Source organism: Rhodohalobacter sp. SW132 (genome assembly GCF_003390325.1).
Classification (GTDB): domain Bacteria; phylum Bacteroidota; class Rhodothermia; order Balneolales; family Balneolaceae; genus SW132.
On the sequence record NZ_QUOK01000009.1, the window covers coordinates 1 to 24572 of the forward strand.

The window sequence follows — 24572 nt, forward strand, 5'->3', positions numbered from 1 at the left end:
TCGTTCCATACGAGTTTCCGCCAATTCATTCTTTAAGCGACGCAGTTCAGCCTGTTCAGAAGTTAACGACTCGACTCCTTTTCCAGGAAAACTTTCTGTGGAGCCGGCTCCATAGGCCGCTCTCCATTTATAGATCAGTGCTGGTTTTATCCCAAGCTCAGATGCAAGTTCACTGATGTTCTCCCGCTGATAACTCTGCTGGATTACATCAAGCTTGTATTGTTTAGTGTAGCTCTTACGTGTTTTCTTTTTACCCATTGGTTATTGTATGATTAAGACACCGCAATATACCTTAACTCCATGTCCACTCAAATGTAGAAACTCCAAATCTGATGAACATCCCCCTGTTTCCCCCTTTGTTAAGGGGGACTATTACGAAAATTATTTATTAATCGAACTTAGGTTAATACCTATTCTGTACATCATAATTGTACTGATTTCGTGATTTACATCGTAATTAAAAGAATCATATTTTAAGGGCATGATGCAGACAGATGTTGTTGAAGAAAAAATATCGCAGACAGTACCTCTTAATGAGTGGACTTCCCGGATGGAACGTCACGAGCAGGTATTGAGTGACATTCTCGATCCCTATCTCGAAAAGCGCTCGAAGCAGGAGAAAGATCCCGTGCTCGATTTTCTTTTCCAATATTATAAATTCCGCCCATCGCACCTGCGCAGATGGTCGCCGGGTGTGGATGTGGTTTTGGAGCACAACGGAAAAACAAACCGACTGCCGGAAGTAAGTGAACTGACGGTTGAACCTGAAACGGCTTTTCTTGATCCCGCTCTCTTCCCTGAAAAACGGCTCCGTGCCACGCGCTGGATTCATGAGCTGCTGGTAAAAACCAATGCGAGCAAACCGTTTTTCGGATGTTTTGGGATGCACGAATGGGCGATGGTCTACCGGGCGGAGGGAGTTCGCCACAACCAGGTTCCGCTGCGCTTTTCGGATGACAGAATTGCGGAGATCGTGGAATCGCGCCCGGTTCTCTGCACCCATTTTGACGCCTATCGTTTTTTCACCGATGCCGCCAGGCCGCTGAATAAGCACGATCTCACCCGGGATATATTTCAGGACATGGAGCAGCCGGGCTGTATCCACTCCAATATGGATATCTACAAATGGGCCTACAAACTCTACCCGTGGATTTCAAGTGATCTGATCCGTGAAGCCTTTCTGCTGGCGGTTGATGCGCGCACATTCGATATGAAAGCGAGCCCGTACGACCTGCGTGATCGCGGCCTGGAGCCGATCAAAATTGAAACCGAAGAGGGACGAAAAGTCTACCTGAAGCATCAAACCGAGATATGGGAGCGCGGCCTTCCGGTCCGCAAAAAGCTGATTGAGGCGTATCATAAATTGATTTCTTTGGTTGGGTGAACCCACCCCTCTCCTCCTGGGAGGAGACCGACTCCAAAGCGTCTGCCGAAGGCGGATAGCGACGAGTCAGAGGTGGGTACGTGGCCTCGGGCACCATGCAACAACGTGACCCACCCCTGACCACCAAAAGACCACGCAATTAGCGTGACTTTTGTCGGTCTGTCCCCTCCGTGGGATGGGAGAAGTATCAGATCGAAAATTACGTTGAAGTTTGCCACACATTTCACGTTTTCCTGCTGAATGATTTCTGATCTAACTACATAGCAATTTTTTAAGGTTACGAATCTGAAAGAAAATTCTCTCCTCCTGGGAGGAGACCGACTCCAAAGCGACTGCCGCAGGCAGGTCAGCGACGAGTCAGAGGTGGGTTGCTGGAGCATCCACCACGCGCATCGGATCCACCCATGCGGAATCGCTGGACGCGATTGCCCCTGTCCCTTCCCGAAAAATCGGGACCAAGTGTGGCCGATGGATGGAAAGGCATATATCACTCCGGAAATGATATTTTTCCGAAGTTAATTTTCTTCACGCCCGACTCTGTTTCCATCGGAAAACCCTCTCCGGCCAGCATTTCGTTTGCCAGAACAGCGAAAATCAGTCCCTCTTTTGCATCGGGATCAAAGCCCAGCTTTGAAAAGTTTTGCAGATCGGCATCGGGCAGTAACTCGCTCAGCCGTTTTATCAGAACGGGGTTATGCGCACCACCGCCACTCACATAAATACTGCTTTTTTGTGATGCAGCCGGATGCCGGGATAAGTTCTGAGTGATTGTAACCGCCGATAGTTCTGTAACGGTTGCCACCAGATCCTCCGGTGAGACCGATTGTAAATCAAGCCCTTCAGTTTTCAGTTGCCGTTCGATCCAGCCGAGGTTAAAATATTCAGGCCCTGTGGATTTGGATCCTTTTTCCTTGAACCAAAGGTCGTTCAGCATCGCCCTTAGCAGATCATACCTGACAGAACCGGAAGCTGCTATCAATCCATCTTTATCAAACGGCTGATCGAAAAATTTCTGTACGGTGTTGTCAATCAGGGTGTTACCCGGTCCTGTATCAGTGGTAAATCCTTTCTGATCCCTGCTGCTTTTCGCCGGAAGCAGTGTATAGTTCGCTATTCCGCCGATATTCAGCAGAACCCGGTCCTCCTTTTCATTTCCAAACAAAATCCGATCGACCAGCGCCGCCATCGGGGCACCTTCTCCGCCGTGTGCAATATGTTTTTGCCGGAAATCGCTGATGGTTAAAATACCCGTTTGTGCGGCGATCTGATCCCCATCCCCGATCTGCAGCGTGCTGTTAATCTGCTTTTCGCCATCAGTCTGCTTTTCGCCATCAGATTGTGCGCTTGCAGGATCGTGAAAAACCGTCTGTCCGTGACTTGCAATACAGTCCACATCACCGGGTTCCAAACCCCACTCTTTCAGAGCCGACCGAATCATTCCGGCATGAAGAATGCCGACCTGAGTGTGAAGATGGCAAAGCTCTTTTAGCGCCACTGCTTCCACCGAACTGACCGCCTTCAGCTTCAATTTCTGCGCCGGCGTGTATCCCACCGTCATAAAATGGGTGACGTTCGCTTCCGTATGATCCCCCGAACCGCTGATGGTGCAAAGCGCAATATCCAGCCCGTCAAGGGAGGTGCCGCTCATCAGGCCGATGATTTTACGTGATTTTTTCTCTGATACTTTCTGAAGCTGAATCAATGATTGGTTCATGATAATGGAATCGATATTTTTATATCTTTCAAAAATCGCAACAACATAATTTAAAGAAGGAAATTGATGGCTGATGAATCGGAACAGGAATATCAGGCATGGCAGGAAGATATCCAATACCTGGTAGATGTATTAAAAGAGAGTTTTGAATCCACAGACGCCTCTTATTACCAGGATGATTTAAATAACATTCTCTATGTAGAGCTGGAGGGGCTTGACGATTACTCTGATGAAGAAATTACGGAGATCGCCAAGCCGATCCTGGAAGAACTGGATCTCGATTTTGAGGATATTTTTCTGCTTCCAAAGAACGTTTGATTATAAAATGGGCGTGTTATTTGTGCGAATAAAAAAACTAAAAGCGCTTCCATTCGTGTTTCAGCTTTGCCGCATCAATTCGTATTTTCCACATCATAGAACATAAACAGAGCAACAATAGGAATGTCAGAAATTCATACCGGGTATAAAATGACCTGCATCATGTGCGGTGCAGAAAACAGTGAAAAGGAAACATCCACCTATTGTACTTCATGCGGTGGTGTGCTGCAGATTGAATATGATCAGGTCAGGAAAGAAATTCAGTATCCGCTTGCTTCCATGGCGGAAGATCCCCTGAAAAATCATCCCTCTGCCCTGCGGCGGCTGAATCGACTTTCTGATGAGTACGCCGCTGAACTCTACGCTAAACTTGAATTTGAGCATCCTACCGGCTGTTTCAAAGATCGCGGGAGCTATATTGAAGTTCAAAAAGCGCTGGAGCTGGGAGCAGATGCTATCTGCCTCGCCTCCACCGGGAACATGGCGGCATCGGTAGCGGCCTATGCCTGTTACTTTAAGATACCCTGTTATGTGTTTGTACCGGAGCGGACATCCGAAGCAAAACTTGCCCAGGCAACCATTTACGATGCTACCATCATCCGGATCCAGGGTGATTTCACCAAATGCGAAGCACTCTGCCGTGAGTTTGCAAAATCGGGCAATTACTATCTTGCAGGTGACTATGTATTCAGGGAAGAGGGGCAAAAATCGTTTTCGTATGAACTGGTTGATCAGCAAAATGAGCCGTTCGACTATATTTTTATCCCGGTGGGATGCGGCACCAATTTCGGCGCGATTTATAAAGGATTTAAAGAGATGAAAGAGGCCGGCCTCATCGATTCCATTCCGCATCTGGTGGCGGTTCAGCCGGAAAGCAGCTCGCCGGTAGTACAGGGAATTTTCAAGAGAGAGAAGGTGATTGACACCCAATCGAGCACCATGGCTTCGTCCGTGGCTGCATCCAACCCGATCGACTTTTACAAAGTGCTCCGCGGAATTGATGATACAAATGGAGAAGCCCTTACCGTAACAGAAGATGAAATTCTTGAATCTCTGCGGGAGATGGCTACCAAAGAAGGGCATTTTACAGAACCGGCTTGTGCCCTGCCGCTGGCATCCTTTAAAAACCATCCCGATCTGTTCAAAGGCAAACGATGCCTGTTTGTACTGACGGGATCCGGGCTGAAAGACACAAAAGTGGTTGCCACACACTCTCTCACTGCACCCGTTTTAAAACCCGATCTGGATCACATTCACACCTACATCAACTCCGGGTTTGTGGAGATACAGAAAAAAACGTTCGGTAAATCGAGGGATACCGCGCTTGCAAACCTGAAGATGGGCGAAAATCATGAACGGATGTACAAAGAGCATGTGGAGCGGATGAACAAGCGAGGTAAAACGCTCCGGAAAAATGAACTTGAGTACCTTCAGACGATGGTTCTGAACGAAGAAACCGGCCTGGAATTTCCTGCCGAAGTGCTGGACTATAAAGTAACCATGCGGAAAGAAGAACTGGTTGAGGCGGGAGTAAAACTGCTGATCGGCGGAAAAGAGATCATTTCAAAAGGAAAAGGTGTCGGTCCGATTGACGCTGTGCTGAACGCGATAAAATCAGAAACCGACAACCAGATTCCGCTGGAAGTCATAAACCATGAAGTTGAAATCCTGAGTCCGGATACCGACTCCCTGGTGATCGTAACTCTCACCCTTGGAAAAGACGGACAGCAGTGGAGAACCAACGGAGCATCCGCCGATACCATCGAAGCTGTGATTAAAGCATATGAAAAAGGACTGGCGATCGCACAAAAAGCAATACTTGCCTGACCGGGAAAAAAGTCTTAAATTTATAGACAAATTTCAAGAAGGTGCGGAGGCACGATGAGTCGATCCCCTAAAATAAATACGGTAAACGAGGCGGCCACTAAATATCAGGCCGCTCCAAACGAAGAATATCAGCTCGTAGAACAGGCGCATCGCGGAGTACCTGCCGGGGCTTTTTTTGATATTCTCGGGTTCTCCGGCCTCACCAAGGAGGAGCTCTCCGGTTTGCTCGATGTCTCTTTCAAAACCATTCAGCGCTATCAAAACGATGGAAAAAAACTAAACGCGCTAAACAGCGAGCAGCTTCTCAAAATGATCACTCTCTATCAAAAAGCAGAAGATGTATTTGGCGATCTTGTATCATTCAATCGCTGGCTGCGCAAACCGGCTATTGGCCTCGGCAATCAACATCCTCTCAAATATATGCAAACACCGGGCGGTATCGATCTAATTATGGATGAGTTGCGTCGCATCGAGTTTGGGGCGCTGGCGTAGTGCAAGGTACAGGGTTCAGGGTTCAGAAAAACCTTATTTGTTGATTATAATCAGGCGAATTGCGCATTGAATGAATCGAATCATATGATATCGATAAAGTAGTTTTTTATGATCGTTTACCGAATCACAACGGCAAAATGGGCTGATAAGCTGACCGGATCGGGGTTTCCGGCCCGTTGGAATCCGCGTCATGTTCATGTGGTCTACACGGCCGGAAGCATTGCGCTTGCGTGCCTCGAAAACCTGGTGCACCGCTCCGGGGAAGGGTTGAACCTGAATTTTCGACTGACTGAAATTGAAATTCCTGAATCTGCATCAGTTACAAGTATTTCTGTGCAAGAACTGCCGGAAAAGTGGCATACAATGAGCGGCTATCCGGCCTGTCAGCAGATTGGAAGAGATTGGGTGGATAATGGAAAAAGCTGCCTGCTGCGTGTTCCCTCTTCTATTATACCTGATGAGACGAATGTACTGATCAACCCAAATCATCCGGAATTTGAGAAGATCTTCATCAAGGAAATCCGGGAGTTTTCGTTTGATGAGAGGTTGATGAAAAGTGGTCACATTAGCACTGCTCAGTAAAAGAATTTCATTATATATTTACTGTATCGTCATCGGCTTACAACCACGTTCACTGCGCAAATTAGACCTTAACACCAATAACCCACACACATTTTGATCTACGAATTTAACGGATATAAACCCGTCATCCATGAAAGTGCCTTCATCCATCCGCAGGCAGCGGTGACTGGGAATGTGATAATTGGGAAGGATGTGTATATCGGTCCGGGAGCAGCAATCCGTGGCGACTGGGGCAAAATTGTGATTGAGGATGGCTGTAATGTTCAGGAAAACTGCACCATCCACATGTTTCCGGGCGTGACGGTGACGCTGCATAAATCGGCACATATCGGTCACGGAGCGATCATTCACGGATCAACAATTGGTAAAAATACCTTAGTGGGGATGAATGCCGTGGTGATGGACAACGTCACCATCGGTAAAGAGTGCATCATCGGGGCGCTGGCTTTTGTGAAAGAGGGAACCAACATTCCCGATCGAAAAGTGGTGGTGGGTAATCCCGCTAAAATTGTAAAAGATGTTACAGATGAGATGGCTAAATGGAAAACCGAAGGAACCGGATGGTATCAGCGGCTGCCGGGTCAAATGAAACAGAGCTGGAAAGAGTGCAAGCCTCTCAGAGAAGTTCCGGAAGATCGAAAAGACCAGGAGTCAGGGTATCAGACGTGGAACAAACAGAAACAGAGTTAATCATTAATGTAACTCCATGGACTACCAGGCAGCGATTTCTAAAATCTATAACGAAATAAAGAATATTGAAGATTCCGGTAAGGTTGCTACCTATATCCCGGAACTGGCAGGCATTGATCCCAACAAGTTTGGAGTTCACCTGACCACCCTTGAAGACAAGCACTTCTCAATGGGAGATTCAGATGAAAAATTCTCCATCCAGAGTATTGCCAAGGTGCTCTCTCTTACCCTCGCGTACAACCTGGAGGAGGATAACCTATGGAAACGAATGGGCGTTGAGCCTTCCGGGGCACCGTTTAATTCTCTCACGCTGCTTGAATACAATAATGGAGTTCCAAGAAACCCGATGATTAATTCAGGAGCGATTGTCGTGTGTGATATCCTGATCAATCATCTGAAAAATCCAAAGCAGGAGCTGATTGAATTTATACGCCATGTATCGGGAAATTCAGAAATCTCCTATTCAGAAAGAATTTCCAAATCAGAAAAATCTGTCGGCTACAGGAACGCATCTCTCATTCACCTGATGAAAGCATACGATAATATTCACAACGATATCGACGAAGTTCTGGATCTCTATTTCAGCCTCTGCTCTATTGAAATGACCTGTAAGGAGCTATCAAAAACGTTCCTTTACCTCGCCGGATACGGAGTGTGTCCCTATACTGAAAACAGGGTGGTTTCCGCAAGTAAATCGAAGCGCATCAACGCCATTATGCAGCTATGCGGAATGTATGACGAAGCGGGTGAATTCTCGTTTCGAACGGGGCTGCCGGGAAAAAGCGGCGTTGGAGGTGGAATTGTGGCCGTGCTCCCCAACCATTATAGTATTGCTGTCTGGAGCCCAAAACTGAATCCAAAGGGGAATTCGTTCAAGGGGATGGAATTTCTGGAGAGGTTTACAACAGAGACGGAGTCTTCTGTTTTTTAGGAATCAAAAACCCTCCAAGGGATACAAACCCTTGGAGGGTTGGACTACTCCTCGAACAAAGATATCGCCTTTACCATCACGATCTCCCGATGAACCCTCAAAAACTCATCTTTACCCCCAAACCAATTCATTCCTTCCTCTCGTTTAATTTTCGTAATCTTTTGCTGCAAATAAGCATGCCAGGAGCTATGCGGCCACTCCCCGGGCTTACCGGTAAATCCGTGGTGGACGGGATTGTTGTGAATGTATGCGATTAAGATTCCAAAATAGTTATCGGAATCGATGAGTTTTCGTTTGAACTGCCTTTCGAAAAGTGACCCTCTGCGATCATAAAGCTTGTTATATGCTTTCGAGTAGGCGTTAAAAAGATTACTAAATTGCTTCGAAACGAGACCTGACAGGTTTTCAAAACCTGTCAGGTCTTTGCCTTTGAGGGATTTCCTTTTTTTATCTTCCCCTTTCACCCTAACCATCAAATGCAAATGATTCGGCATTAGGCAATAGGCATACGTTTCGACCACCGGTTCTATATGATAGCTGTATTTCTCAAGAAAATAGGTGTAGTTCTGAGCTTCCCGAAACAGATTATCATCCCCGTTTGCATGCGTCCAGACGTGATACATTTGGCCGGGTTCCAACGGTATTCTATTTTGTGGCATTGGTTTCTCGTTTTTACTTGAACCCTCCAAGGGTTTGCAACCCTTGGAGGGTTGTAATGTGTGTTAGTAAGACCACCAATTCGCGAATCCCTTACACTTTTTTCTTTACTCCCTCCAAAACCTCCAAGGTTTTGCCCCGAAGGGATCGCTTTGCGAAAAACCTTGGAGGTTTATTCATATATTCCTCCAAAATCATATTCAATCTACCATACCATCATGAAAGTAACTTCCTACTCACAAGGCCACTGGATCACCGAAGGAACTGAAAAAGAGCTGAAAAGTGCCGTGGATGGCAAATCCATCGCTACCATGATCGAGGCCGATCTCGATTACAAAGCGATGTGCGAATACGCACGGGAAAAAGCCGGTCCGGTTTTGCGGGAGTTGTCGATTCATAAACGGGCATTCAAGATCAAGTTCATGGCCCAATACCTGATGGAGCGGAAGGAAAAATATTATGAGCTTTCCACTCAAACCGGTGCCACCAAACGTGATTCCTGGATTGATATTGAAGGCGGCATTATTACAGCATTTGGCATTTCGAGTCAGTCACGAAAAAGCTTATCGGATCTCCCCTGGCATGTTGAAGGCGGACAAGTCACACTTTCACGCAACGGCACCTTTACCGGGCAGCATATCTGCGTGCCGCGTCAAGGCGTCGCGGTGCAAATCAACGCGTTTAACTTTCCGATCTGGGGGATGCTCGAAAAACTGGCCCCGGCTTTTATTGCGGGTGTGCCGTCGATCATCAAACCGTCCCCTCTTGGAAGTTACCTGGCCCATGAAGTGTTTAAGGATATCATCGAGTCGGGATTTTTACCGGAAGGATCCGTTCAGTTTATCGCGGCCGATAAACCGGGAGATCTGCTCGATCATCTCACCAGCCAGGACAGCGTAGCGTTTACCGGCTCGGCGGAAACGGGAAAAAAGCTGAAAAGTCACCCGAATATTGTGGCCAACAACGTCCACTTCAACCTGGAAGCAGATTCGCTAAACTGCTCCATCCTCGGCGAAGATGTAACGCCTGATATGGATGAATTCGGCCTGTTTGTGAAAGAAGTGGCCAACGAAATGACCGTCAAAACCGGCCAGAAGTGTACAGCCATCCGACGCACCATTGTGCCGGAGAAACTGGTAGATGTAGTGATTGAGGAACTCAAAAATCGTCTTGATAAAACCTCAATCGGCGATCCGGCTGCGGAAGATACCCGGATGGGGCCGCTTGCAAGTTCCGAACAGGTGGTACGGTTTGATGAGCAGCTCCAAAAACTGACGGAAGTCACCGAAACGGTCTATGCCAGCGGAAATGGAAAAGCAAATGGCGCATTCAGCAGCGCCCGGGTTCTGCTCTGCCACAAACCAATGCAGGTGGATGAAGTGCACCGCCTGGAAGCGTTCGGCCCCATGACCACCATCATACCGTACAATTCTACTGACGAGGCGATCTCGCTGGCAAATAAAGCCGATGGATCTCTTGTCGGTTCGCTGTTTACTGCAGATGATGATCTTGCCAAAAAAGTGACGCTCGGCTGCGCTCCCTACCACGGACGTTTTATGGTGATCAACCGCCACAGCGCTGGGGAGTCAACCGGACACGGTTCACCGATTGCCTCACTGGTTCACGGCGGACCCGGACGCGCCGGCGGTGGTGAAGAACTTGGCGGCGCCCGATCCGTTCTGCACCACATGCAGCGGGTTGCCCTGCAGGGATCGCCCACTACACTGATGAACATCACCGGTCAGCATATCAAAGGCGCCGATACAAAAGAATCAGACCGACATCCATTCCGAAAATATTTTGAAGAGCTTGAAATCGGGGAACATCTCACAACCCATCGGCGTACGCTCACCGAAGCAGATATTGTGAATTTTGGCACACTCAGCGGCGATCACTTCTACGCCCATTTTGATGATGTAGCTGCAAAAGAGTCCATTTTCGGTAAACGGGTGGCTCACGGCTATCTTGTCCTTTCAGCCGCAGCGGGTATGTTTGTAGATCCGGCTCCCGGCCCCGTGATGCTCAACTACGGACTCGAAGAACTTCGGTTCCTCGCCCCTGTTTTTCCCGGCGACACCATCCGGGTAAAACTGATCGTGAAAAAGAAAACTGTTCGTCAGCAGCGCGAAACTGACCCCAAACCATTCGGTATGGTCTGGTTTGATGTGGAAGTGCGGAACCAGGAAAGCGATCTCGTAGCCGAGTATACGATTTTAACATTGGTGGAAAGGGAGCATAAACTGGACATGGATGTTAAGTGAGGGACAAGGGACAGGGTTCAGGGTTCAGGGTTCTGAAGTCAGGAATCACGAGCCAGTGTTAGGAGATCCAAAGCAAGAGAAATTCATTAAGCGAATAATTTTCATATAAAAACTGTAAGGAATTTGATGAAACTGGATCATAATAAAAGCAACCAAATTGCTGCACGCACCCCGAAAAACCATTCTCACGTCTGACTCCTGAATTCTGTCTCCTGACAACTGATTACTGAAAAATCACCCCGGTTCCGGGTCCAGCCTCCCTCCTCTTGCTGTGGCTCCAATCGTGATTGCCGCGCTGATCACCACAAAGTTTTTGAAGATATACTGCCCTTCTATGGTTAATGCGTAGGGAAAGGTTTCAAAAACTATTTCAGGAAAAAGGACTATGGGTGACATCGTGCCGATCATCTGGACAAGCAGCAACAGAATAGTCAGACGAAGCCAGCGGTCTGTTAAAATCAGGAGTCCGATCAGAACTTCGAAAAACGCAAGCATCGGAAGGGTTACTCCTGCCGGCAGAATTTCAAACGAGAGCACAGCAATTGCGTTTGTTGCCAGTTCTTCGGCCGGACTCATCCCTGGAAAGAATTTCAGGGCGCCAAACCAGATAAAAATAAATGCGATACTGTATCGCAGAAACCGAATGCCATTTCGCGCCATCCATCGGGTAATGAGCGGATCAAGAAAGGAGAGAATTTTCATAAAATGCAGAGTTCATTTTCGATTTGTCGAATGCCTGAATAGTACCCTATTGGAATTAAGAAATCATGAAGGCAATAGTTTATTTATGCTTTTAACTTAAAGATAAACTACGCTATATCGTTTCCCTCAGCTGGTATCTACTGAACCCAGATTATTTTATGCTTCGTGACACAGTTATCACCATCAAATCAAAAATCATCCTTTCTTATCACCCTGTATAAATTTAACTTTCGCCAGCGACGTCTGCCATATTCTACAATCAAATTTTATCATACATGCCTGAAAACGGAACGATTTCTCACACCGTCAATAATCAGATATCTACAATTGAATTTTTTCACCCCAAAGGAAATTCTCTGCCCGGCAAACTGCTGATGGAGCTTACACAAAAGATTGAAGAGGCTTCATTACATCCGGAATCACGCGTAATTGTCATTAAAAGTGGTGGTGACGGAGCTTTCTGTGCCGGCGCTTCATTTGATGAGCTTCTCGCCATTTCTAACCTTGATGAAGGAAAAGAGTTTTTTATGGGATTCGCCAACGTGATCAACGCCATGCGGCGATCCACCAAGTTTATCATCGCGAGAATTCATGGAAAAGTCGTTGGGGGAGGTGTGGGTATCGCCGCATCTGCCGATTTTGTATTTGCTCACACATCAGCATCTGTTAAACTAAGCGAACTTGCTGTGGGGCTCGGGCCATTTGTTGTGGGACCTGCCGTGGGAAGAAAAATCGGAGTGGGTGCTTTTACCAGCCTTTCCGTTGATGCGCGGTCGTGGTATGATGCCAGCTGGGCACTGACCAACAATCTCTACAGCAAAGTGCTGGACTCCCTCGAGGAGATGGATGAGGCAATCGCCAAACTTGCGGGCGAATTAGCTGCCAGCAATCCCCAGGCGATGAAGGAACTCAGGGAAATTCAATGGAACGGTACAGGTCACTGGGGCCCGACACTCGAGCAGCGTGCTGAAATCAGCGGACGTCTGGTTCTTTCTGATTTCACCCGTGAATTTATCGAAGAGTTCAAGAAGAAGTAGGATGTACACCTGACTATTTTTAATTGCAGCCTGACCTGCAGTTTTTCAGAGTAATGTAATGTTATGGGTAGCCAGGTTTTTTTGAATTCCAAAATTTCAGAAACCATCTAACCCTATTCCTATGAGTGATTTAAAACCTCGAATGGATTCTATAGATCCAAAACTTAGTTATTATGAGAAAATCCCCACTGTCGTTTACGAAGAGAGCTCTGATGCATCCGTCGCGGTGGCTAAAGAAATTGCTTCACTGATCCGTGACCGGGATAAACAAAACAGGAAGGCTGTATTGGGTTTGGCAACCGGATCAACCCCGGTCCGTGTCTATGACGAGCTTGTTCGCATTCACAAAGAAGAGGGACTATCGTTCAAAAACGTCATTACCTTTAATCTGGATGAATACTACCCGATTGAACCAAATTCTTTGCAGAGCTACGTTCGGTTTATGAACGAGCACCTGTTCGATCACATAGATATTCCTGAGGACCAGGTACACATCCCGGATGGAACGATCTCCGAGGAAAAAGTACATCAGTATTGCGAACAGTATGAGCAAAAAATCCGGGATGCGGGAGGTATTGATATTCAGTTGCTGGGTATCGGCCGCACCGGTCATATCGGGTTCAACGAACCGGGGTCACGCCCTGATTCACTCACTCGACTCATCACACTCGATAAAATAACGCGTAAAGATGCTGCCAGCGATTTTTTTGGTGAGGAGCATGTTCCGCGGCGAGCCATAACGATGGGTGTGGGCACTATCCTGGATGCTGAGAAAATTATCATGCTGGCCTGGGGTGAAGGCAAAGCTCCCATTATTAAAGAATCGGTAGAGGGTGAAATCAACGAAACGGTTCCGGCTACCTACCTGCAGAATCACGATAACACACTGGTTGTACTTGATGGAGCATCCTCTGAAAAACTGACGCGTATCCACACACCGTGGATTCTCACTTCTTGCGACTGGAACGATCAGCTGATTCGAAAAGCAGTTGTATGGCTCTGCCAAAAGCTTGACAAACCGATCCTTAAACTGACGGATGAGAACTACAATGAAAACGGAATGGGCGACCTGATCGCCACAAAAGGACCGGCTTATAACATCAACATCAAGGTTTTTAACGAGCTGCAGCACACCATCACGGGCTGGCCGGGTGGTAAACCTAATGAAGACGATAAGTACCGACCTGAGCGCGCTGAACCGTTTCCCAAGAGGGCACTCATCTTCAGCCCTCACCCGGATGATGACGTGATCTCCATGGGAGGAACGTTGATTCGTCTTGTAGATCATGGCCATGATGTACACGTAGCCTATCAAACCTCCGGCAACATTGCTGTTTTTGATGATGATGTGATTCGGTTTGCAGATTTTGTGACCGATTATGCCGGTACATTTGGTATGAAGGATGAAAAAGCGGAACACCTGTTTGATGAAATTACTGACTTCCTGAAGAACAAAGAGCCCGGACAAATTGATTCGCCTGAAATTAAAGAGATCAAAGGGTTGATACGGCGCGGCGAAGCCAAAGCTGCCGGACGGTATTGCGGTGTTCCTGATGAAAATCTTCATTTCCTCGACATGCCTTTTTATGAAACCGGGCGGGTGAAGAAAAAGCCATTGTCTGATGAGGACGTTCAAATTACCATCGACCTGTTACGAAAGATCCGGCCTCATCAGATTTATGCCGCCGGGGACCTTTCTGATCCGCACGGAACGCATCGGGTGTGTTTAAAGGCGATTTTTCTTGCCCTTGAACAGGTTAAAGATGAAGACTGGGCAAAAGACTGCTATGTATGGCTGTACCGCGGTGCATGGCAGGAGTGGGATGTAAATGAAATAGAAATGGCCGTTCCGCTGAGCCCTCATGAACTTACGCGTAAACGCAGGGCCATTTTTAAGCATCAGTCACAAAAAGACCGTCCGCTCTTTCCCGGATCTGATACTCGCGAATTCTGGCAGCGGTCAGAAGATCGAAACAGAGGCACCGCCATCACCTACGACGAGCTTGGACTTGCGGAGTATGAAGCAATAGAGGGCTTCGTGCGGTATCACTTTTTTTAAGGAGTTAAAAGTGAGAAGGGAAAAGCTGGTGCGGAGCGACAGTCCCGAAACATCGGGGTGAAAAGTGAAAAAGCAGTGGCCAAATCATTGCCGACTGAAATTGTTTTCAATTTTTTTGAAAAGATTGATAAAATCGAAGAACACTTTGGTTCTAATCGGGAAAGTGAATATCAAATTTGAGCGATTATAAAAATCATCTACACTGCATTGACATGATATTGCATTTCACTTCTCATTTTTCACTTTTCACTATTCCCTTTTTACATTTCCCTTTTTACATTTCCCTTTTCACATCTCCCATCTGTTAAGCTATTCCGCTCTATAGTTCCTATATTTGGGCAAAAGAATCATTCGATATTTAACCCAAAAAAAGTAGCTGTTTATTATGTCAAACGCTTATTTCCATATTGAAGAGCCGAAAAACGAACACTACCTCTCCTACGCGCCGGGAACTCCGGAACGTGACGAATTGAAAAAGACACTCACCGAACTGAAGAAAGACGAGCTTGAAATTCCGGCCGTCATCAACGGGAAGGAGATTAAGACCGATCGCACGATTGATCTGCACCCGCCCCACGACCTGAACCACAAACTGGGTACCGTTCATCTTTGCGGAGAAAAAGAGGTGAAGCAGGCGATTGAAGGCGCACTTGAAGCCCGTCAAAAATGGGCAGAAACTCCGTGGCAGGACCGTGCGGCGATTTTTCTCCGTGCTGCCGATATCATCACCGGTCCGTGGCGATCTAAAATGAATGCGGTTACGATGCTGGCTCAGTCCAAAACCCCGCATCAATCAGAAATTGAAAGTGTTGGCGAACTGGCCGACTTTCTCAGATTTAATGCATGGTATCTCACCAAAATCTATAAAGATCAGCCTTACTCCCCCGACGGAATGTGGAATCGTGTGGAGTATCGTCCGCTGGAAGGATTTGTTTTTGCCGTATCCCCCTTCAACTTCACCGCCATTGCCGGTAATCTGCCGGCCGCACCTGCTTTATGCGGAAACGTGGTGATCTGGAAACCATCCATCGAGTCGGTCTATTCGAGCTGGTTTGTGCTTCAGGCGCTGAAGGCAGCCGGACTCCCTGATGGCGTGATTCAGTTCCTTCCGGGTGAAGGCGCTGATGTAGGTGATCCCGCGCTGGAAAGCGAACATCTGTCCGGACTTCACTTTACCGGATCAGAAGGTACATTCAACCACCTCTGGAAAACGATTGGCAAGAATATTGACAAGTACCGCACCTACCCTCGCATTGTGGGCGAGACCGGTGGTAAGGATTTCATCTTTGCACACAACAGTGCCGATATCGACAGACTGGTTCCTGCTACAGTACGTGGTGCGTTTGAGTACCAGGGACAGAAATGCTCGGCAGCATCCCGCATGTACGTTCCCAAATCAATCTGGGACGATTTCAGCAAGAAGCTGAAAGCTGAAGTGAAGAACGTAAAAATGGGCGATGTTGAGGATTTCTCAAATTTCATGGGAGCCGTCATCAGCCGCAAGGCGTTCGATAAAATCTCTGAATACATCGACTACGTTAAAGAGTCTGATGATGCCGAGATCATCGCCGGAGGCGGATATGATGACAGCAAAGGTTACTTTATTGAGCCGACTGTTGTGGTAACCACCGACCCTAAATTCCGAACGATGAAAGAAGAGATCTTTGGCCCTGTTCTGACGATTTATGTTTATGAGGATGAGAAGTTTGAAGAGACACTCGACCTCTGCGACGGAACTTCAAAATACGCGCTCACCGGAGCCATTTGGGCGCGCGACCGGTATACCATCAACCATATGGCAAACCGACTGAAAAACAGCGCCGGCAACTTCTACATCAACGACAAGCCGACCGGGGCGGTGGTGAATCAGCAGCCGTTCGGAGGTGCACGAAAATCGGGCACTAACGACAAAGCCGGAAGCATGGTGAACCTCTACCGATGGATCTCCATGCGGTCGATCAAAGAGACCTACGCCGGACCGAAGGAATTTGAATATCCGTATATGGGTGAGGAGAAGTGAGCTGACCTGGCAGAGTTTCCGCGTGTATTTCGCGGAATCCTGCCAGAGTCGGGATCAGGGCGCAAGGTGCTGGGTTCAGAAAAGACCTGACAGCGTAGCTGGGCCTTTCCGTTTCCTTTCAGCGTCTCAAAAACTCAACGAAATTAAGCCGTCCAATTCATTTTTGGGCGGCTTTTTTTTATTCCCATAGAGCTTTGAAAAATTGCATGGTAAGAACCCTTTATCTATCCAAGCAAAAAATTTTTCTCACACAGAATTCCTGAGAAAGAGAAATACGAATCCACAATTTGAGATCTGATAGTTTAATCTTTTTCAGCTCTCTTTTCTGCCAGCCAGCTTGTAATAGTAAAAAGCAAAAAAAGTACCATCGCCAGAACTGTTGTATATGCAAACATCTCAGCTGAGCTGATCTCTAAATTACCAAGCGAAAAAGAATCGGAAGGTAACACTGTATCGGAAATAGCACGAAAACCGGTACTCATCGGTATTAAGAAGAGAACTTTGCTTCCGAGCTGGGTTGCCCGGTAGATCACCTCCGGAATGTGTTCAGCCTGTACAACAGACAATCCGAATGATATACCAAAACCAATTGCTACTGTGATCACGTGAGCTCCCATCCACATCTGCAGCATATCGCTGCCGGCTACAAACCACATCAGCGAAAACCAAAAAATAGCGGCAGTCACCACACTCAACAAAGCACCGATTGAGTAAAACAGAGTGTTGTATTTGGGGGTTGTCAAATTAGAATGCAGTTTCGTTCTTCGATGGTGATTTGTTAGAGAATCAAGATGTGTCGCATCAATCTTATAACTTACCCTTTCAATCACTCTTCATAAAGGATCAATTTCACTACATTTTTGGAATGGAATAACGACGATGGTGACATCTATGATGAGCTATAAAAAATGGGGCATCGTATAGGTGCCTTTTCCTTTTACAAATAAAATAGTTTTCAAAGTAAGTTTTATGTCACTAATTCAATACGTTTGGTTCACATTGAAAGAAAATCAGGTTGTGAATTCAGTTGTATTTATCAAGAAATCCATACCTGCCAGGCCAGTATTGTTAGTCAAAGTTCCTTGATATAGATATTTCGAAACTGAACAAGAGATGGTGAACTTGTCCATTCACCATCCACTTTGCTGCCGTGATGCTGAAGTGCAATGGGTCCGCGATCGTTTACGCCAGGAAGCTGTACATCATCAATGATTAATTGATCATTAAGAACAACAGTCAGTCGGTCTCCTATCATGGTAATTTCAAAAGCATTCCACTCACCGATGTGATTATCAGCAAATGTTGTGGGTGTAACTCCGGCAACCACCTCAGGAGGCATATCAGGATCCATCCTGTATCCATAAACTTCACCTGAACCGATTGGCCAGGTCCAGATATTAACCTGGGCTTTCGACATACCACGCAAATAGATACCTGAATCAGCATCAGGGACTGACATTCTTAAAATCTCACCGTTTGCATCCAGTTGATGAGAACCATCAGGCCGGATAATCGGAACATTCGGATTGATGAAGGGGGTATCTTTAAGCCGCCATTCGATACGAAGAACAAAATCTCCATATTCATCCTCTGTCCAGAGGTTTTTATCTCCTTCTGCCTCACTCATTGCATCGTAATCAATAACCCCGTCAATAACCTGCCAGTGACCGCCATCACCTTCAGGAATGATCCACCCGGAAAGGTTCTCTCCATTAAAAATCGATTTATAATCATCGTTCTGGGCATAAGCCGCCGTGCTCATCATGGCAAATACGACGAAAAGAAGCGTAAAGGATACAAGTTTGATTTTTGTAATATAGTCTCTATTCATAAGTCAAAATATCCGATTTGATTAGCTGAACAATAGACCAGCTTTGTTCTTAGTATATGCTGCTAAGATATATAAATGGTAGTGATAATCGAATGAAAAGAGACACATCACAATAAAAATAAATATATCAGATTAAAAAATACTGGCATAAGAGTTCGTATTCGATGATAAACCCGCCGTCTATCTATAAAAAGAGCCAAAACGGAGAACCACCATTACTGTTTGAATACGAAGGCACCGATGTTCCAGCAGGGATTGCACCCCGACTCTCCTGTTGAGTAGAAAATGTTTAACGTAGACCTGGAACATCCAGTCCTGGGTAGCAGGGCTGCCGACTGAATCCAGTGGTTGTTTGGGCAATTTCAAGTTGGCAATGAATTGAAAAATTCTCACCTTGGATTTGAGATTCAGGTGTGCAAGGTTATTCCCCTAACAGCCATAAAAAAACACGTTAACTTGCTGAAATTACACAATTCAAATTAGGTCTTTGATAGCCCTAATTTGATAAATACTGAATCAGTAGCTGAAATTTGCAAATCAACGATCAGAACGCAAAAATAGCCGGGGATCTGCAAAATCCTCGAATAATTATTTTCTGAAACATTAATTATCCATTCTCATGAAACACTTTTTACTCATATATGTGATTTTTCTTGTTCCTGCATTGGTCTTCGCTCAACCGACAGTTCCGGGATCAGAAGCCTTGGGAAGTTGGAATATCACTGTAACTATTGAAGATGAAGAGCTGGAAAATCTTGGACTTTTTCGGCATGGAGTGTATACCGACGAAGGTTTCCCGGCATGGCTCGAAGTAAAACTTTCAGGATTTTCAACTTTTGTCGGTTATTACGTGGGTTATGAGGGAAGTGCTCGTCCGATTTCTGAAATACACTTTGATGAAGAGGAACAGAAATACCATTTTTCTATTCCTCCGCAATGGATGGATATAAATGAAGATATTTACTTTGAATTCGCTCTTGAAAATGACACCCTGGAAGGGTTCAAAGTTCTTGATGGCAACACTCTGCATTTTACAGGAGTTAGAGCGCCAAGCCTTAAAAGAGAAGAACCACCCGTTTGGGGCTCACCCAAAAATCTGCTTGATGATAACATGTCCCGCTGGATCATCCCTCAAAATAACCAGTTCAGAATGGCGGACGGAGTTTTAGTGAATGAGGATATTGGAGGCAACCTGATAACGAACGAGAGGTTTGATGACTTCAAACTAAGCGTTGAATTCAGATATCCGGAAGGCAGCAACAGCGGTATTTATCTGCGCGGACGCTACGAAATTCAGATTGCCGATCATTATGGCATGGAGATCAATGATATGCTTATGGGCGGTATTTATGGATTTATTGAACCTTCAGTGAATGCGGCCAAACAGGCAGAAGAATGGCAGAAAATGGAAATTACACTGGTCGGACGACATGTCACCGTTGTGCTGAATGATATTGAAGTCATTTCAAATCGCCCGATTCCCGGTATAACGGGCGGATCACTGAATAGCAATGAAGGTGAACCCGGACCGATAATGCTTCAGGGCGATCACGGCCCTATTGATTTCAGAAAAATTGTTATAACGCCATCTGCCAATTAGTTCTCTTAGAGATTGTCTCTGCATTAAAACGTGCGCTTTTATACGAATGAGTAGAAACAGCTTATCAAAAATGATCAGGTATTTTACGATACCACTTCCATATTCTCTGGATCCCAGTGAATAACCCGCTGCTCACGTAGGCTTGTATTGGTCAGCAAGGCTGGGGCAGCGGCACGGAATCCAAATGTTGAATCTTCAAACTCAGATTCACCATTTCGAATGGAATCGAAGAAATTCACAAAATGATCAAGCCGGGAATCATATCCAACAGGTGCCCGAAACTCTTCTGTTTTTTCCATATCAGGCTGAAATACTGCCTGTTTGGAGCGCTCTTCCAATAGCCTTTCTTCAAACTCATTCCGAACATCTTCCGAGAACGTTGAAACAGAGTTATAGCCTCTCACAAGTTCATCTACAGAAGGTTCCCTGCGGGGAATGCGGGTCAGTTTTACGGATGAACCGGGGTTGACTTCAAGAGCTCCTTCATCCCCAATAAACTGAAAACGCGTTCCGGTCCCGCCGCCGTCTGCCAGGTTACTTTGTAAAACAAGCGTAAATTCAGGATGATTTTCGGTCTCAGGGTAATGATATTGACCATTTATCACATCATAGGCATCTCTGCCGTCCAGCCAGGACCGGAGTCCGCCAAAACTCGATATTTGAGTTGGTCCATTGGATCCTACTACGGTATGAATACCGGTAAAGAGGTGCACAAACAGGTCTCCGGGTACGCCGGTACCGTAATCGTCATAATTTCTCCAGCGGAAAAATCGCTTTGGATCCCAGGAACGCTGAGGGGCGTGTCCCAGAAACATATCCCAGTCTACATTGTCGGGAGAAGCACTTTCGGGAATGGAATATTGCCAGGCACCCAGCGAAGAATTACGGTTATAGGTGGCCACAATCTGATTCAATTCCCCTATTGCTCCCGATCTGAAAAGTTCAGCTGCCTTTAAGAAAATCATATCACTGGCAAACTGGCTTCCGACCTGCATTACCATGTTACTGCTTCTGTGTGCCTGGATAACCTGGTTACCTTCTTCTATTTTTTGAATCATTGGCTTTTCACAGAAAACATGTTTGCCGGCTTCAAAGGCATCGATTGACATGCGGGCGTGCCAGTGATCAGGCGTGCTAAGAATAACGGCGTCCACATCGGAGCGGTTTAATATTTCACGATAATCTTTAGTGGTAAATATGTCATCACCATAAACCTCTTTGGCACGTCCGAGCCGGGAATCGTAACAATCAGCGGCAGCAACAATTTCAACCCCCGGAACTTCCAGTGCGGTACGGACATTGTAATGAGAAATAATTCCCATTCCGATAGCGGCAACCTGAATTCGGTCGTTAGCTGAAAACTTCTCTTTCCAGTCTTGGATGTTTAGTTCTTTGTAGGATGCCCCCGCTTTACCTATCAGAGGCGACACGGTGAGACCTGCGATCCCGAGGGCACTGTTTTTTAGGAAATTCTTACGTGAAAATTTTTCCATTCTGTATCCGCTGTTTGATTAACATTTTTTACGTTCATCCAATAAAACCAGACACTTAATTGCATAACCAATTCCACAGTCTGATCTTTACTGACAGACATCTTTTTAACCTGAGTTCGATTCTTAAATTTTTCGTATATCAACAAAAACAGTCCAAAAAGGGCGTCATCTCGCATCCCGAAAGTGTTCGGGACGTGATCTCCCGTCCTTAACAAGGCAGGAGATGCCGGATCGGAGTCCGGCATGACATAATTGTTGACGAATTAACTTAACGAACGCCCTTTTTGGACTGTTTTTGACATTTTTAAATCGAACTCAGGTTTTAATATCATAAGATTATTCAAAGCAAAGGTTTAAATCAATATATTCCGTGAAGGGCTTGAAAATCCTTTGTAGTACTTTGATTTATTGGTCTGATGATAATTAACTAAATCAACCCCTCCACCCTCTTTTTCACATACTCCAGGTGAGTACGCGTATACCGGTCGCTCGCTCCGTTGATTGCTCTTTCCACGTCGCTGTGCAGTTCGCGGAGCTGTTCCATCACAAGCGGACGGATATCGGATTGCTGGATGTGGAAATCGGTCCGCAGGTTTTCCATTCCGATATCGGGGCGATAATCGCCCGGAGGGTTACCGGCTTCGGCGGAAGCTTCGTTCAGCAGGTACTCCATCCGATCGATATATGCCCGCTGTAGATTTCGGCGGTAGGTGTCCACGCGGTCACTGCCGTTGAGTTCATACCAGATACTGCCCCGAAGGTCATCCAGCATCTCGGCCGGACCGTAGGCGTCATCACCCAGCATGGCGTGCTGTTCCACAAGTCTCTCAAGACGGTGCGGCGAGAGCAGTGCATTCAAACCGGTGACTTGGTACCATCGAACGCGTTCCACGGTGCCCACATATTCAAACTTTCGGACCAGCTCTTTATCGAGCAGCCACTCAGGTGTGGCGAACAAGTGCTCATCGAGGAAGTTCATCGATCGCTGCTGGTCTTCTTTGGTCAGTGCCGTATAAACCGGCCCATCCTGACCAAATCGTTTGTGTTCCTCACGCGAGCCGCCAATCGCGGTAATCACGCGCTCGGTCATGCGTCCCCAGTGGACAAACATCTGCATGTAGCGCATCCGCACTTCATCGTAGGTTTCGCCCTCCTCGCCCATCCAGGTGAGAAGATTTGGAATCACGCGGTGAAGATTCTTCATGCCGAGCTCGCTGGCGCGCACCCAGTCGTCACCGATCGATTCAGTCGTCTGTGTGGGATCAAAATCACCTCGGCCGTAACCGAACTGCATCGCCGGGTTATCGGCCCGCTCGAGTACCCATTCGTTCAGCAGCTCCTGCTCCTCTTCGGGAGTGTCGAACTGCGGGAGGTAGGAGTAGGCCCACTTTACCGACCAGATGTCGTACTCGCCCACATTCCGGTGCACTTTTATATCACCATCTTCCGGCTGGGCGACATAGTTGAAGCGGGTTCGCCCCACCACGGAGGAGGAGTTGCCGTATCGGTTCGTGAAGTCGGGATCGCGAAGATCTTCAATGGAATAGGCGGTGTTGCCGCGCTGGTTGTGGGGATAGCCGAGCGCATGCGCCAGCTCGTGCGATACCACATATTGCAGATACTGTCCCATCTCCTCTGTTGAAAGATGCGGTTTTTGAACCTCCGGATTTCTCGGGCCGGTCTGGCTTTGCGACCACCAGTGCAGCCGCTTCATCACGTTATGGTACATGTTGATGTGGGCACGGATCGTCTCACCGGAACGCGGGTCGATCACGTCAGGTCCGGCGTTGGCGGAGTGGATCGGGTTGGCCACATAACGGATCACCGAGTAGCGTGCATCGAGCAGGCTGAAATCGGGATCATCCACCGGGGCCATCTCGGCGCGGATCGCATTTTTGAATCCGGCTTCCTCGAATGCAACTGTCCATTCGTTGATTCCTTCTTTAAAATAGGGCCTCCACTCTTCAGGCGTTGCCGGGTCGATATAGAATACAATCGGGTTTTTCGGTTCCACCAGCTCACCCCGCAGATAGGCCTCTTCATCCACCGGTTCGAGACGGAAGCGGGTCACGTATCGTTTCGTCCTGCTGTACTGGGCATCACTTCCGTAGTCGGTCTGCGATACGCTGATCATCGCCACGCGCTCATCAAAAAGGCGCGGACGCATCGGCTCTTCCGGGAGCAGAATCATGCTGTGATTCACCTCAATCGAAATCGATCCCGTTCGCTGCTGCGATGGAGGGTTGTCAGCGTTGTAGGTGAGCACGGTTCGCACTTCAATATTTTCTGGAAACGCCTTCACAAACTCCATAAATGAACGATTGCGGTCGAGGCTGCGAACCGTATACTGCTGACGATGACGGTTCTGAAGGCCAAAAAGCCGGGAATCTTTCAGATAAAGATCACTCACCTCGATCACCACTGATCCGTTACGCGACTCCACAATGTCAAAAGACTCAATAATGGTCGGAAAGTTTGAGTTCTGAACCGCTTCATATACCGGCAGATTTTCATCGGCGTTGTTGCTGTAAGATACCCCGCGAAGCAGAATTTTATCCCCGCGCCGGTCCCACTGCACCACCTGCTGTCCGGCCAGGCGATCGCCGCCCCAGCCAAGGCCTTCCGCGGTTTTTGCAATGCGGCTCATAATTGCCATATCTCGGCCGAGCATTTCTTCAGGGATTTCGTAAAAGATTTTGTCGCCTGATTGATAAACGGTAAATAGCCCTTCGCTCTGTTCAGCTTGGGATGGAATCGCAGAACGTTCTGAGGTATCCGTTGCGGTTTCGGTAGTCTGGCAGCCTGAAGCGAGAAATGAAAAGTGAAACGTGAAAAGGAGGAGCAGGAGAATGGTAGTGGGTCGTTGCATTGGACTCAGAATTTTGGTTAAAAATCATTGCTTTAGATAGGAAGATCAGAAGAGTATAGCAACGGTGTTTCAAAGTTTTACGACGGCCACCCGGACCCACCCATC

20 protein-coding genes are annotated in these 24572 nt (G+C 47.0%); 12 read left to right on the forward strand and 8 right to left on the reverse strand.

Annotated features, from left to right (window positions below; translation table 11 throughout):
- On the reverse strand, positions 1-258 hold a 258-nt coding region (locus DYD21_RS15390; RefSeq protein ID WP_147303612.1), incomplete at its 3' end, for a transposase.
- A gap of 223 nt (positions 259-481) precedes the next feature.
- Here DYD21_RS15390 and DYD21_RS15395 point away from each other — a divergent pair.
- Complete coding sequence (locus DYD21_RS15395; RefSeq protein WP_199535565.1) at positions 482-1384, forward strand: 3-methyladenine DNA glycosylase; 903 nt, start codon at positions 482-484, stop codon at positions 1382-1384.
- 487 nt (positions 1385-1871) lie between these two features.
- Here DYD21_RS15395 and DYD21_RS15400 read toward each other — a convergent pair whose 3' ends face one another.
- Positions 1872-3098, reverse strand: coding sequence for an anhydro-N-acetylmuramic acid kinase (locus tag DYD21_RS15400; RefSeq protein ID WP_116037898.1), 1227 nt, complete (start codon positions 3096-3098; stop codon positions 1872-1874).
- A 66-nt stretch (positions 3099-3164) separates the two neighbouring features.
- On the opposite strand from DYD21_RS15400, the gene DYD21_RS15405 reads away from it, so the two are divergent.
- The 6 genes from DYD21_RS15405 to DYD21_RS15430 all read left to right on the forward strand — a co-directional run bounded on the left by DYD21_RS15405 (position 3165) and on the right by DYD21_RS15430 (position 7938).
- The gene (locus tag DYD21_RS15405; RefSeq protein ID WP_116037899.1) at positions 3165-3416 is read left to right on the forward strand and encodes a hypothetical protein; all 252 of its coding nucleotides are present in this window, start codon (positions 3165-3167) and stop codon (positions 3414-3416) included.
- Between the two features lie 123 nt (positions 3417-3539).
- Positions 3540-5243, forward strand: coding sequence for a threonine synthase (gene thrC, locus DYD21_RS15410; RefSeq protein ID WP_116037900.1), 1704 nt, complete (start codon positions 3540-3542; stop codon positions 5241-5243).
- A gap of 54 nt (positions 5244-5297) precedes the next feature.
- Positions 5298-5735 (forward strand): antitoxin Xre/MbcA/ParS toxin-binding domain-containing protein, encoded by a 438-nt coding sequence (locus DYD21_RS15415; protein WP_116037901.1) that lies wholly within the window; start codon positions 5298-5300, stop codon positions 5733-5735.
- A gap of 108 nt (positions 5736-5843) precedes the next feature.
- Positions 5844-6317 carry an RES family NAD+ phosphorylase gene (locus tag DYD21_RS15420; protein WP_116037902.1) on the forward strand — a complete coding sequence of 158 codons (474 nt, stop codon included), beginning with the start codon at positions 5844-5846 and terminating at the stop codon, positions 6315-6317.
- A gap of 93 nt (positions 6318-6410) precedes the next feature.
- Positions 6411-7007, forward strand: coding sequence for a transferase hexapeptide repeat family protein (locus DYD21_RS15425; RefSeq protein ID WP_233505559.1), 597 nt, complete (start codon positions 6411-6413; stop codon positions 7005-7007).
- Between the two features lie 16 nt (positions 7008-7023).
- Positions 7024-7938, forward strand: coding sequence for a glutaminase (locus tag DYD21_RS15430; RefSeq protein WP_116037904.1), 915 nt, complete (start codon positions 7024-7026; stop codon positions 7936-7938).
- Between the two features lie 44 nt (positions 7939-7982).
- Here the strand turns inward: DYD21_RS15430 and DYD21_RS15435 are convergent, their stop codons facing one another.
- Complete coding sequence (locus DYD21_RS15435; protein ID WP_116037905.1) at positions 7983-8597, reverse strand: transposase; 615 nt, start codon at positions 8595-8597, stop codon at positions 7983-7985.
- 216 nt (positions 8598-8813) lie between these two features.
- Here DYD21_RS15435 and paaZ point away from each other — a divergent pair, with 216 nt between their 5' ends.
- Complete coding sequence (paaZ, locus tag DYD21_RS15440) at positions 8814-10856, forward strand: phenylacetic acid degradation bifunctional protein PaaZ (protein WP_116037906.1); 2043 nt, start codon at positions 8814-8816, stop codon at positions 10854-10856.
- Between the two features lie 234 nt (positions 10857-11090).
- On the opposite strand, the gene DYD21_RS15445 is transcribed toward paaZ, so the two are convergent.
- The gene (locus tag DYD21_RS15445) at positions 11091-11558 is read right to left on the reverse strand and encodes a DoxX family membrane protein (protein ID WP_116037907.1); all 468 of its coding nucleotides are present in this window, start codon (positions 11556-11558) and stop codon (positions 11091-11093) included.
- Between the two features lie 275 nt (positions 11559-11833).
- Here DYD21_RS15445 and DYD21_RS15450 point away from each other — a divergent pair, with 275 nt between their 5' ends.
- The 3 genes from DYD21_RS15450 to pruA all read left to right on the forward strand — a co-directional run bounded on the left by DYD21_RS15450 (position 11834) and on the right by pruA (position 16674).
- Positions 11834-12595, forward strand: coding sequence for an enoyl-CoA hydratase/isomerase family protein (locus DYD21_RS15450; protein ID WP_116037908.1), 762 nt, complete (start codon positions 11834-11836; stop codon positions 12593-12595).
- A 121-nt stretch (positions 12596-12716) separates the two neighbouring features.
- Positions 12717-14654: a glucosamine-6-phosphate deaminase gene (nagB, locus tag DYD21_RS15455; protein ID WP_116037909.1), complete on the forward strand. Its 1938-nt coding sequence runs from the start codon at positions 12717-12719 to the stop codon at positions 14652-14654.
- A 385-nt stretch (positions 14655-15039) separates the two neighbouring features.
- Positions 15040-16674, forward strand: coding sequence for an L-glutamate gamma-semialdehyde dehydrogenase (gene pruA, locus DYD21_RS15460; RefSeq protein ID WP_116037910.1), 1635 nt, complete (start codon positions 15040-15042; stop codon positions 16672-16674).
- A 302-nt stretch (positions 16675-16976) separates the two neighbouring features.
- On the opposite strand, the gene DYD21_RS15465 is transcribed toward pruA, so the two are convergent.
- Together DYD21_RS15465 and DYD21_RS15470 are read right to left on the reverse strand one after the other, a co-directional pair.
- Positions 16977-17417, reverse strand: a complete 441-nt coding sequence (locus tag DYD21_RS15465; RefSeq protein ID WP_147303613.1) for a hypothetical protein — start codon at positions 17415-17417, stop codon at positions 16977-16979.
- A 329-nt stretch (positions 17418-17746) separates the two neighbouring features.
- On the reverse strand, positions 17747-18505 hold the full coding sequence (locus DYD21_RS15470) for a DUF1080 domain-containing protein (protein ID WP_116037912.1): 759 nt from the start codon (positions 18503-18505) through the stop codon (positions 17747-17749).
- 619 nt (positions 18506-19124) lie between these two features.
- Here DYD21_RS15470 and DYD21_RS15475 point away from each other — a divergent pair.
- A complete protein-coding gene (locus DYD21_RS15475) occupies positions 19125-20105 on the forward strand; it encodes a DUF1080 domain-containing protein (RefSeq protein ID WP_116037913.1) in 981 nt (326 codons plus the stop codon).
- Positions 20106-20188: 83 nt separating this feature from the next.
- On the opposite strand, the gene DYD21_RS15480 is transcribed toward DYD21_RS15475, so the two are convergent.
- Both DYD21_RS15480 and DYD21_RS15490 read right to left on the reverse strand, forming a co-directional pair.
- Positions 20189-21598, reverse strand: a complete 1410-nt coding sequence (locus tag DYD21_RS15480; protein WP_116037914.1) for a Gfo/Idh/MocA family protein — start codon at positions 21596-21598, stop codon at positions 20189-20191.
- Positions 21599-22025: 427 nt separating this feature from the next.
- Positions 22026-24467 carry a zinc-dependent metalloprotease gene (locus DYD21_RS15490; protein WP_116037916.1) on the reverse strand — a complete coding sequence of 814 codons (2442 nt, stop codon included), beginning with the start codon at positions 24465-24467 and terminating at the stop codon, positions 22026-22028.
- Between the last annotated feature and the right edge of the window lie 105 nt (positions 24468-24572).